The organism is Streptomyces dangxiongensis, assembly GCF_003675325.1.
Taxonomy (GTDB): domain Bacteria; phylum Actinomycetota; class Actinomycetes; order Streptomycetales; family Streptomycetaceae; genus Streptomyces; species Streptomyces dangxiongensis.
This window is the reverse complement of sequence record NZ_CP033072.1, coordinates 24,150-35,650: the sequence shown is the minus strand read 5'-3', so window position 1 is coordinate 35,650 and position 11,501 is coordinate 24,150. Positions and strand designations below refer to the sequence as shown.

The following is an 11,501-nucleotide window of genomic DNA, read 5'->3' as shown; positions in this document are numbered from 1 at the left end:
GGTGAATGAATGAATACTAGCGAGCGAGGCGAATGGCTCGGATGCTTCCTGACGGATATGGATATTCGTCGACTGGAAGACGTCTCAGTTCCAGTCGCCCCGGAGCGGGCTCTAGGGCTGGTTGAGCTGCTGGAGAGCTGGCGCAATCACGTTCTCAGGATCGAGGCAGAGGTTGGGCTACCAGATTCTGAAAGGACGGTGTGGGGCGTCTATGATTTGATTGCCGCCCTCGCGCTCAGAAGCTTCGTATTTCGTGGCATGAAAAACATCGACTCGAATTTCCTTGAGGGATTCAGATTGGCACTCGATGATGTCGACTCAAGATTTACGCAGTTCACTGAAATTGATGAATCTGGAATTGTTCGTCGCCTCGATGGCGGTGAGCGATCGAATGGCGAATGGTGGTGGGATCGAGTTCCCCGGGTTGGCCCGATCCGTCGAGATGTAGAGCGATTCAAATCGTCGTCGTGACCCAATTTCGAACTGTTGAAATGAAGAGGACTCGATGGTGGTCCTAGGGTTTCATCAGTAAATCTGAAGCCCCACCGGATTAATTTCCGGTGGGGCTTCAGGTGTGTTTGACGGCAACGTCAGCGGACGACGGCTGCGGCCGCACAACCACGGACACCAGCGGAACCCGAAACCGGCGCTGATCTGCAAATACGCAGATAGAGAGGGGCCGCGTAGCACACGTACTATGTACTGGCTGGGATAACTCCAGTTCTTGTGCACAATACGTGTGGACCGGGGATCACGACGCGGACCGAGAAGGCCGGTGATATCGGAAAATACACCGAGGGTCAGAAGACTCGGGACCCGGCGTCGCAGTGGTATCACGAAGAACTGAGCAATGAAGAACTTCTGGACGGAATCAACAACCCTGGTGAAGGGGACGGAATTCTCGTCTCGCGCGACGGCAAGATCCTTGGTGGGCATCACCGTTGGGACGAACTCCAAACAAGAGTCAGGGACGGGCGAATTGATTCAGATACACCAATACGCATTGACGTCTACAACCCGGAGTAGTGCCTGATGCCACTGATCCATTCGACCGACCCTGACTTTCGCGTGTGTATGATCACCTTCGATACGCTGCTCGCGATCCAGGCGGAGGCGGAGAGTCGCGGCTGGGCAACTCGATGGTCCTCAGTAGACGCGCTCCGCAGCCAGGTCAGGGATGGTGCCCTCCTCCTCCAGTCGCTGATGCGTGAGGAGCGAGGAGGGGTTGTGTGGCATACCGGTCTCGTGTTGTTCTCAGCCGCAGATAGCAAGGAAGCTGGCGGAATCGCCACGATCGATCTTGATCCAGCAAGGTTCGAGTCGTTGGAGCGGCTTGATCGCGATCTGGATGTTCGAAAGGCGCTTGCGCGGATGTTCTCTCTTGCGAGCGGCGGGATTTCGATGGTTTCGAAGAAATAGCGAGATCCATGAATGGTCAACCATTGATGGATCCGTTTCAGGCCGAGTCGGCGAAGTTTCCGTCTCTCTATATAGAAGTGATATCTGGCGCGAAGCTTGGCCGCTCAGCGAGGGGCCTCCCGTCGATATCGGTCAGTGATAACCCCTGAGGCCCCACCGGAATGATGTTCCGGTGGGGCCTCTAGGGCGTCTGACGGCAGTGATTGACGGCAACGTCAGCGGACAGTGGCTCCAACGAGGGGCGGTTCGTCGCTGTCGTCGGGCTTGCTGGTGGTCTCGGCGGGGCTGCGGAGGGTGTTGCTGAGTAGGTCGATGGCGTCGCGCTGGAAGCGGAGCCGCACGTGGGCGTACACGGCCGCGGTCACGCCGATGTGTGCATGCCCCAACAGCTCCTTGATGACGGACGACGAGTTCCACTCCTTGCTCCAGGAGGAGCGTCGCGGTCGAGTGGCGGAGGTCGTGGAAGTGGATGCGGCGGAGCCTGGCCTGGCGGAGCAGGGTGTTGAAGTGCCGGGTGAGGGTGGACCCTTCGATCGAGGTGCTCGCCGCCTCGGAACGTATGAGGGACAGCCGGGATCTGTTGGCAGAGGCGAGGGACCGTTACGCGGCCCGCGCCGGCGGTGGCGCCCCGTCGACGGGGGCAGGCGCCTTCAGAGCCGGGCTACGCCGCCCCACTCGACCCACTCCTGGTGTTGAGGCCGGGCCACGACTTCGCTGTCGGGGCGCCACTGGGTGACATCGACCAGTCCGGGGTCGAGGATGTCCAGTCCGTCGAGGTAAGCGCGGACCTCGTGTTCTTCGCGTACCCGGCCCCAGTGGCCGTGTGTGGCGACCTGCATCAGTTCGGTCACCCGGTCCCGTACCTCGGCGCGGTGGCTGACGAGCTGGCAGACCACCAGGAAGCTGCCGGGCGCCAGATGGCCGCTGACGCGGCGTACCAGTTCTTCGGGTCGGTCCTGATCGGGCAGGCAGTGCAGCACCGACACGAACAGGGCCGCGACGGGTTGCGTGAAGTCGATCAGATTCTGGACCTCGGGATGCCGCAGGATGCGGTCGGTGTGGCGCATGTCGGCATTGAGGACGACGGTGTTGTCGTTCTCCTCCAGCGCGGCGCGGCCGTGCGCGAGTACGCTGGGATCGTTGTCGATGTAGACGACCCGGGCCTGCGGGTCGATGCGCTGAGCGATCTGGTGGACGTTGTCCTGCGTGGGCAGCCCTGATCCGTGATCGATGAATTGTCGGATCCCGTAGTCCTGCGCCAGAATCCTGACCACCCTTTGCAGGAAGGCACGGTTGTTCCGTGCCAAAATCTTGCTGCTCGGGGCGATCTGCAGGAGTCTCTCGCACTCCGTTCGGTCGGCGGCGTAGTTCTCCACGCCGCCCAGGAGCCAGTCGTACATCCGTGCCACGCTTGGCATGCTCACGTCAATACCTGCTTTGGAATTTCCCGCCGCTAATGTCACGTATGCCCCCAGGTGTCCGACTCGGAGAATCCTCCCATGGTAGAGGGGCAGATGATGGCATCCAAGCAGAAGGAAGCCAAACATCGGGGGACAGAAATAACGGAACGAGGGACAGAAAATGCGCCGGTGCACACCGGAGCGCGGCCGGCCGGCTCACGACCGCCGGCGATCACCGCTTTCGATCGTGCGCAGCCTGCCGGCGTCTCACGGTGCGCCGTGCGCGGTGTCCCGGCACCCGGCGCATCCCAGATAGTCACTCGAGGCCGCCCCGCGCAGATCGATCGCGGCCTGGCGCGCTGCCTGCCACAAAGGCTCGAACTCTTCGGCCCGCCCGCCCAGGGCGCGTACCAGCCGTGCCGTAACCGGCCAGGGCGGAGCATGGTGACCGGCGAGCACCTGGTCGAGACACTCAGGCAGCAGAGCTTGCTGGCTGAACTGGTCCAGCCTGGGTGAACCGGCCGACAGATACAGACCCCGCAGGCCGGCGGCCAGATAGCCGGCCGCACCCTTGGCCGGCAGACCCGGAGAGCGCACCGTGCCCGAGGCGCTCTCCCACAACACCCGCAGATCCTCCGCCCGGCCGCCGAACACGCTCGCCAGCGTGTACACCTCCGGCCAGGTCGGCAGGCAATCGCCCTCCAGGATCTGCGTGAGGTAGGGCAGGGTGATCCCCGCACGTTCCGCACCCTCATCGACCGGCACACTCGAGCCGGCCTGCAGGTACGCCAGCGCGTCCGACAGGCGCTGCTGCGCCCTGCGCCGGTCGCACCACGGCAGCGCAGGGAAAAGTGCCCTGAGGGCGACCTCGTCCCATCGGGTCCTGGCCTGCGCCGCCGTCACTCCGGCAGCGGCTGCCACCTCATTCCAGCCGGCGCCGGACTGCCGGGCTTCATGGACCGCAGCACCGGTGAACCGTTCCAACTGCCGCAGCAGGTGTTCAACGAGATCGAAGCGGGCATTCAGTGGAAGTCGCAGCCGCTCGGCGGTGACGAGGCGTCCGGCAAGGGCCGACACATCGCGTGCCGCACGCATCCCGCTGGGCACGACCACGGGCAGTCCCTGCTGGGCAGCCCGCGCCCGCCGGGCCCGGCCGCGGCAGACGGAGTCGCAGTAGTCCCGTCGCCGCCCGCGGCCTTCTCGCGGGTGCAGCGGCCTCCCGCAGAAACCGCACTCCTTGCGTTGAACTGGCGTCCGCATCCTGATCGCTCGGCTCCCGTGCATGACATCGATCCCCGACAGCCTTGTGGCGCGGACCGCGGCCCGCGCCACAGGAACGGCGCGTGAGCCCCTGGGCCGGGGCTCACGCGCGGCGGCATCAGAACCGCAGGTACAGGAAGCCGGCGCGGAACCGGACCGTCAGGCCCAGAGCTGCCCACCACCGCCAGTCACCGGCCCAGTCGGGCACCGGTGCCGTCACCACGACGATCACGATGATGCGGCTCAGCCGCAGGCGGACGTCCAGGGCGGCGCCCACCCAACCGTTTCCTGGAACACGACGGCGCGAAATGGTATTTTCGCGTGGCGGGGGAGCGTACTCCAGCCCCCCGTAAAGCCGGGCAATCATATGGTTACTAGCCCTTTCTATTCTGATTGTCCGCACCAGGGCCCCGGAGGTGTCCCCACACACCGGGGCCCGCCCCTGCCCGGGGCGTGCGGTTGATTCCATGGAGAAGGTACTCGCTCAACCTCCCCTGCGTCACCGTAACCCAGGCATCCCATCGCCTGCCGCCGTGGGAAATCAAAGCGTCAAAAACCCCGCCCTGCGAGCCGATTCTCTTCTCTGAAGAAAATCTGTCCATGATGCCGCCTTAACGGTCGTCAGGTGTCGATGTCTGTAACCAAAAGAACCGCAACGTGAAATAATCGGTCAGAATCCGGCTTCCGATACATGGAACAATCCGGGGTGCGTGCCGCCAAGGGCTTGTTCTGTTCACCCGATTGGATGACGCCGCACCGATCGGAAGGCGGCATTCCGCTTATCTGCACGTGCAGATGCAAAAAATAGAGGTTCCATGACACGCCCGTCCGTGAGGACCGGCATCGTTGCCCGAGGTAACTCCCTGCTCCGGGCATCGGACGCCACGAGGCCGCACGGTTGCGTACCCCCCCACGCAAAACCAGAGTCCTCCACGCTCTTTCTGATGCATCCGAGCCGAACCGGCTCACGTCCGGGCAGCGATCGCCACAATGGGACAGTGCTGAACGGGCAGACCCCCAGGGGGCTCTGCCTCCAGGTGCGCGAGAGCGCGAGTCGGGGGAGTGCATGCCACCACGCAGAATCACCGAGGCGGAAGCCGTCCGAGCACTCCTGGCGCGCGGAGCACGCCCCCTCGAACCCTTCCCGGGGACACAACGACCCTGGCGCTGCGCGTGCCTCAGCTGCGGACAGATCAACTCCCCGCGCTACAACGACGTCATCAACAAGGGCACCGGTGCCTGCCGGGGGAAGTGCCGTTCACGCAAACTCACGAACAAGCTCATGCTGGACGGCACCAAAGCCGCAGCCACGATGGAACAGCACGGCTGGTTGCCCCTGGAGCCCTACCCCGGAGCAGGCAAGGCCTGGCGCTCCCGGTGCGCCCAGTGCGCAGCCGTCAAAGCCAAACGGCTCACACACGTCCGCAACGGACGTGCCAGATGCATCCATTGTGGGGGGCATAGTCTCAGCGCGGCCACAGCCGCTGCGGCCATGAAAGCGGCCGGTCTCGACCCGCTGACCCCGTACCCCGGCCAGCAATTACGGCCCTGGCTCGCCAGGTGCCTCAACTGCGGTCACCACAGCACTCCCACGCTCGCTTCCGTCCGCCTGCACGGCCACCAGTGCTGGGCATGTAGAGCCGACCAGTTCCCCACCCGCGGCCGCCTTGACGAACAGCAAGCCGTCGCCTGCATGCTCTCCCAGGGGCTGGATCCCCTCGATCCGTACCCCGGACAGGCAGACACACCGTGGAAGAGTCGCTGTACAACCTGCGACAGCCATTCAGCCCCCGTCCCCGGATCCCTGCCCGGCCACCACCAGGCTGCCCGGTCTGCGCACAGCAGGGCATCAGCCCCGCCGAACCCGGCGACTTCTACCTCGTGGTCCACGACGACCTGCACACCCTGGATGGGGGGGCCCAGGGCGGCAGGCTTCACCTGCACCCCGCCCGTCGCGCATGGCGCCCCCTGGCTCGCTGGCGCTTCACCGCGGCGCAGGACGCCTGGGCCTTCGGCCGCTATCTCAAACAACAGATACGGAGCAACGGCTGCCCCCCTGCCCCCTCCACCGACACGGCCCCGGACCAGGCCTGGCCGCAGACCGCCTCCCTCTACGACGTCTCCAGCACCGAAGCCATCCGCATGATCGAAGAAGTCGCTGGGCCTCCGTCCTGAGACTCGCCGGGAGGGCACGGCCGGATCACTCGGAGGCCAGCACTCGAAACCGCAGCCCACGGCAGCCGCAAGCACCCCAGTCCCGCCCCAGCTGCATGCCCTTCCGGCACCGTCAGACAGCACGCACCGTGCGCCGCGGAGAAGATGAAGGCGACGTACGGCTCAGCCGGCGACGCTCCCCAGGGAGCGCCGCCCGCCCGCCGGCTACTCACCAGCTACGGGCTGCGCCGGAGCCGGCAGAACCGTCGCCTGCTCCTGCGTGCCGGGACCCGTGTAGAGACGGAGCTGCCCTGCTTGGTGCGCTGGGCCTTGCTCCGAGCCACAAGGTTCTCCAGGGTCGTGCGCACGACCGTCGTCCGGATGTCGCGGTCGGGATGCCCCTGGCTGAGAGCGGCAGTGATCTCCGCCGCTGAGCGCGGTTCGGTCTGGGCGGACAGGTGCTGGCCGACGAGGGTGACCAAAGTGGGCTGCGCCGCCTCGGCAGGCGACTTACCGGCTGCCGACTTCTTGCGAACCTTCACGGTGGCGGACGGGACCGTCACACCCTCTTTGCCGCGGCGACGCCTGCCGGAGGCCGCAGCCGTCTTCTCCCGGGGCGAGGGCATGACGGGGGCCGCGGACGCGGAAGGTGTGCCGGGGTCTTGGCCCGGTGCCCCGAGTGCCCGGCGCATGGTGGTGAGCACCTTGTGGTCGTGCTGCAAGGCGGCCAACTGCTCTTGTAGAGAGGCGATCTCCGTTGTGACGCGTTGCTGTTCCTTGGCATTGCGCTCAAGGTCTTCGGTCACTTGCCGAATGTACTGCGATGTCAGGTCGGTGGCAGTAGCGGTGCTGTCGGACATCGTGCGTTCCCTCGCTGACGGTATGGGGGGTCCCGGCGGTAGCCCCATCAGTTGAGAAGTAACTGCCTGCCCGGTTGCGTGGCAGCGATGATACGGGCGTCGGGCGTTTCGCCGCCATGTGGCGTATGTCCGGCCTGACGGACACGCATGCGACGGTCAGAGCTCACCACCGGCCAGCTCCGGCGTACTGCGCAGTGCGCATTTCCGGGTGACGAGGCCGCAACTGCCAGAACACTTCGTCCTTTTCACGGTCGTGACGCCAGCCCGCCAGGGCGTGCAGGGCGACCAGCCCATCGAGCAGCTCGGCGGTCTGCTGCGATGTGTGCCCACCCAGCCGTGTCAGAGATTCCATGTCGGTGTGTGCGACTCCCCGCAGGTGTGTACGGCAATGACGAGGGCGCTCAGCTGAAGTGCCGCAGGCGCGGACGGAGGAAGGGACAGCAGAGTTGGCCGCAAGGCCCAGTGGGCAGCACGGCACCGTGCACTGCGGCCTGGTAGCTGGTCACGCACTGTGGCATCGAGGAGACGCACTGATACAGGTGTCGTCCTGAGATCCGGCGGCCGAAGCCACAATCCGTGCGCCAACTCTTCCCACACTTCCCCGCGTCCGCATAGACGCATCCCACGCAGCAAGCCTGCCGGGAGACGGACGTGTCCACGGCTGTCGGTACGCAAAGTGCACTGAACGGCCAGCATGCGAGCAGCGGGAGAGGTGAACCGGGGCAAAGCGGTGGCGAGGTAGGTCAGGGTCTCCCGTACCCGCTTCTGTTCTTCCGCTCCGCCGTGACGGGCACCCCGGGCGGCCGGCACCGGCGCGCAGAGCTGTTGCCTGCCCACGTGTGTATCGGGAACAACGGCACTGTGGCGTGTCACGGCCGCGCACGCCGCACAGGTGTCGGCCAGACGCCAGTTGCGGCCGTTCGCATCACAGGTGAGGACAAGCAGGATCGGACCGGCGCAGCCGCGGTGGCGGGAGTGCCACCGGCACTCCCGCATCCGGCACTGGCAGACGCGTAGATGCCCCGGCAGGGCATCAGCCCGAGCGTGACGGGCCAGATGGGCCAAGGCGGCAGACCGCGCAGACGCGGCCTCGAGCTGAGGCGCAGGTTCGGTGCAGTGTGCGCACACGAGGTCAGGCCGGCCCGCGCGAGAGCGCAACTCAACCGTCCAGATCCGCCGTACCTCGGCGCCGGCGAGCCTCTTCGGTCGGCTGTTCTCCTGTCTGTCCGCGTCACAGGACCAGCCACCCGCTGGCAGGGATCCCGGGACGGACGGTAGTGCAGGAACCTGCACCGGGTCGCCCCGCAGAAATAGTGCAGAAGTCTGCACTGACATGGTGCAGGCCTGCGCCGTCGGATGGTGCAGTGACGATCATCCCGCCCGACCCCAACCTCACCGCACTGCGCGTCGAGCTCGCGCGACTGAGGGGCGAGCGCGGATGGACCTTCGACAGCCTCGCCGAACGCAGCGGCCTGGCCAGGCGCACCCTCATCGACCTGGAACACGGCCACACCGCCGGCAGCCTCGCCACCTGGCACGCCCTGGCCCACGCGTTCGACGTCCCCATCGAACGCTTCCTCACCTCCCTGTGCGACGGCCACCCCACTCCCGGCGCACCACGGCCCTGAAAGGCCAGCCCCAACTCCACGCCCACCGCCGGTGAGGTCCACCCGCACAGGCGAGACGATGCCGAACAAAAAGACCATGTCTCGTGCGTGAGTTCCCCCGCACTGCGCCGACCGTGTGACAACCGTGGAAGCCGACACCGGCCATCGGTGCGGCTCCTGGCAACTTCACCGTCGTGCCCCCTCAAACACCACGCACATCCCCTCAGCGGGGCATCAGCTCCCGCCACCTGTCTTACCGCCGCTCCCCGCACCGCACCGTCCACACCGCCGCCCGCCTGTCCCTGACCGGCTTCTGCACGCCGCCCGAATCCGAGCGCAGCCACCAGTTCCCGAGCGGCACCACAACCGACACCTGCCGTGCCAAACCTCAAGATCAGGCTCACCCGCGTTCCCACCCAGGCCGAACCCACCACTGCCTGGCACCCGACGCCGCTCGCCGCCAACCCGAACACCACGTGCCTCGTCGCACTCGCTGCAACCGATCCTTGAGCCAACCCGGCCGACTGCATCGAGCGGCTTGGCAACCGGCCGCCCATCGGCGCGATCACCATCCGCCACCCCGGAAGCCGGACCCATCGTGTCCGGCACACCACCCTTCCACCACTGCGTAAGCAGGCCTCCTGCCGAAGGCATTGCCATGACGACTGTGGGCGCTCCCAGAGGGCTGCGGACCAGGCTCTGGCCGCCCGCGCCGGGCTGAACGCTGAACACCAATCGCCTGGGCCGCCCTCCCGTCGCCGAACCCCCGCGCCTCACCCTGACAGTCGATCCCTCTCATCCAACTCGCCAAGGACCTCTCCAGCCATGAAGCCCACCGATGAACAAGCCGCCGCAGCCGACGCCTTCCACGCGGGCGACCATCTGGCTGCAAGCCGGAGCCGGTACCGGCAAGACCACCGCGCTGGAAATGCTGGCCCGCTCCACCCAGCGTCACGGCCGCTATCTCGCCTACAACCGGTCCATCGCCCAGGACGCCACCACCCGCTTTCCGCACACCGTGAAGTGCAAGACCGCCCACGCCCTCGCCTATGCAGCCGTCGGCCACCGCTACGCCCGCCGCCTGAACGCCCCCGGCGCCCCGCATGGCAAACAGGACAGGCCCTCGGACTGACCAAAGCCATCCATATCGGCGAGCGCGACGTCTCTCAACGCGCCCTGTCCCACGCCCTCCTACGCACGATCACCCGCTTCTGCCACACCTCAGACACCCAGCTCACCCGCCACCACGTACCGAAACTGCGGGGCCTGGAAGACAACGGCCTGCACCGCGAGCTCGCCACCCACATCGTCCCCATCGCCCGCAAAGCCTGGCAGGACCTGCAGAACCCCGACGACGGTTGCGTCCGCTTCGAACACGACCACTATCTGAAGATCTGGGCACTCACTCAGCCGAAACTCGACGCCGACTACCTGCTCCTGGACGAGGCCCAGGACACCAATCCAGTTGTGGAGCAGATTTTTCTCGCCCAGCGTGACCACGCCCAACTCGTCATGGTCGGTGACTCCGCCCAAGCCATCTATCAATGGCGCGGCGCCAAAGACATCATGACCGGCTTCAACGGCACCCAGCTGACCTTGTCGCAGTCCTTCCGCTTCGGACCCCACCTCGCCGAAGAAGCCAACCTCTGGCTCAGCCTGGCCGACGCACCCATCCGGCTCACCGGCACCCCCACCGTGCTCACCGAAATCGGACCGGTCGCCACCCCCGACGCCGTCCTGTGTCGAACCAATGTCGGCGCGATCGCCCACGTCATGACGCTCATGACTGCCGGACACCGAGTAGCCCTCGTGGGGAGGAGACAGCCTGCGCGCCTTGGCCCAAGCCGCCCGCGACCTCAAAGAAGGCCGCCGCACCCAGCACCCCGAACTGATCCTGTTCCCCTCCTGGGGAGACCTGCAGGACTACGCCGCCCACGACCCAGCCGGACGTGACCTACAACCCCTGGTCAACCTCGTAGACACCCACGGCACGGACGCGATCCTCGCCGCCGTCACCCAGCTCGTTCCCGAACCGCGCGCGCACGTCACCATCTCCACGGCCCACAAGGCCAAAGGACGCGAATGGCCCCGCGTACTCATCGCTGACGACTTCGCCCGCCCCCAAGACCACCAGCCAGGTGTCCAGAACGGCTCCGCAACACCACCCGATCCGATTGACGATGCTGAAGCTCGTCTGGCCTACGTCGCTGTCACTCGAACTCGCCGACGCCTGGACCTCGGAGGCCTGTCCTGGATTCATGCCCATCCGCAGTGCTGATCAGCCGGCACCCGTCTTGATCTATCGGCGGTGAGGTCGTCGTCCCCGGACCACACGAAAGCCCACAACGTCGAGTTCGGTAGCGAAGACCTCCCGGCGTGCATGCAACCGCGGTCGTCGCCACGCCGGCAAGGTCATCAGAACGCTCGATGCACAGTGCCGCTCGCCCGCCCTGGAGCAGCCTGTCTACGCTATGCCGCAACAGAAGGCGCGGCCACGGCCGTCGAACCGCTCGTAACGGAACGGGGGGCGGCCCGATGGCGGGACCGCCCCCACGTACTGCTGCTTGTCCGTCAGTGCCGGCCGGTGTCCTTCAGTGATTCCTTGGCCTCGCGGGCTGCACCTGCGGCCTCGGCCGCGTGGCCCTTGGCGACCAGTTTATGGTTGCCCACGGCGTGTCCGGCTGCTTGAGCGGCCTTGCCCACTGCCTGTTCGGCCTTGGCCCTGGCCTTCTCGCTGGCGGCCATGTCGCTCACCTTCCTCGGTTGCCGGTCTGGGTACTGGCTGTACGCATGACCCCCTG

11 protein-coding genes and 1 pseudogene are annotated in these 11,501 nt (G+C 66.1%); 5 read left to right on the top strand and 7 right to left on the bottom strand.

Going from position 1 to position 11,501, the window contains the following annotated elements; translation table 11 throughout:
• Positions 1-9: 9 nt before the first annotated feature.
• Both D9753_RS36220 and D9753_RS00170 read left to right on the top strand, forming a co-directional pair.
• Positions 10-471 (top strand): hypothetical protein, encoded by a 462-nt coding sequence (locus D9753_RS36220; protein ID WP_163010532.1) that lies wholly within the window; start codon positions 10-12, stop codon positions 469-471.
• 561 nt (positions 472-1,032) lie between these two features.
• A complete protein-coding gene (locus D9753_RS00170; protein WP_121785191.1) occupies positions 1,033-1,419 on the top strand; it encodes a hypothetical protein in 387 nt (128 codons plus the stop codon).
• A gap of 215 nt (positions 1,420-1,634) precedes the next feature.
• Here D9753_RS00170 and D9753_RS36215 read toward each other — a convergent pair whose 3' ends face one another.
• The 4 genes from D9753_RS36215 to D9753_RS36210 form a co-directional block, all read right to left on the bottom strand.
• A complete protein-coding gene (locus D9753_RS36215) occupies positions 1,635-1,805 on the bottom strand; it encodes a hypothetical protein (RefSeq protein WP_163010531.1) in 171 nt (56 codons plus the stop codon).
• A 264-nt stretch (positions 1,806-2,069) separates the two neighbouring features.
• Positions 2,070-2,882, bottom strand: coding sequence for an SAM-dependent methyltransferase (locus D9753_RS00160; protein ID WP_276209409.1), 813 nt, complete (start codon positions 2,880-2,882; stop codon positions 2,070-2,072).
• Between the two features lie 204 nt (positions 2,883-3,086).
• Positions 3,087-3,932 carry a helix-turn-helix domain-containing protein gene (locus D9753_RS00155; protein ID WP_121785189.1) on the bottom strand — a complete coding sequence of 282 codons (846 nt, stop codon included), beginning with the start codon at positions 3,930-3,932 and terminating at the stop codon, positions 3,087-3,089.
• 265 nt (positions 3,933-4,197) lie between these two features.
• Positions 4,198-4,356, bottom strand: a complete 159-nt coding sequence (locus tag D9753_RS36210; RefSeq protein ID WP_163010530.1) for a hypothetical protein — start codon at positions 4,354-4,356, stop codon at positions 4,198-4,200.
• Positions 4,357-5,828: 1,472 nt separating this feature from the next.
• On the opposite strand from D9753_RS36210, the gene D9753_RS00150 reads away from it, so the two are divergent.
• Complete coding sequence (locus tag D9753_RS00150; RefSeq protein WP_163010529.1) at positions 5,829-6,254, top strand: hypothetical protein; 426 nt, start codon at positions 5,829-5,831, stop codon at positions 6,252-6,254.
• Between the two features lie 215 nt (positions 6,255-6,469).
• Here the strand turns inward: D9753_RS00150 and D9753_RS00145 are convergent, their stop codons facing one another.
• Positions 6,470-7,093 carry a hypothetical protein gene (locus D9753_RS00145; RefSeq protein ID WP_205614010.1) on the bottom strand — a complete coding sequence of 208 codons (624 nt, stop codon included), beginning with the start codon at positions 7,091-7,093 and terminating at the stop codon, positions 6,470-6,472.
• Positions 7,094-7,256: 163 nt separating this feature from the next.
• A complete protein-coding gene (locus D9753_RS37375; RefSeq protein WP_240467955.1) occupies positions 7,257-7,445 on the bottom strand; it encodes a hypothetical protein in 189 nt (62 codons plus the stop codon).
• A 1,012-nt stretch (positions 7,446-8,457) separates the two neighbouring features.
• On the opposite strand from D9753_RS37375, the gene D9753_RS00135 reads away from it, so the two are divergent.
• Complete coding sequence (locus tag D9753_RS00135; protein ID WP_121785187.1) at positions 8,458-8,721, top strand: helix-turn-helix transcriptional regulator; 264 nt, start codon at positions 8,458-8,460, stop codon at positions 8,719-8,721.
• A gap of 804 nt (positions 8,722-9,525) precedes the next feature.
• Positions 9,526-10,978, top strand: a pseudogene (locus D9753_RS00130) (UvrD-helicase domain-containing protein).
• Between the two features lie 293 nt (positions 10,979-11,271).
• Here the strand turns inward: D9753_RS00130 and D9753_RS00125 are convergent.
• Positions 11,272-11,445: a CsbD family protein gene (locus tag D9753_RS00125; protein ID WP_121785186.1), complete on the bottom strand. Its 174-nt coding sequence runs from the start codon at positions 11,443-11,445 to the stop codon at positions 11,272-11,274.
• Positions 11,446-11,501 lie beyond the last annotated feature (56 nt).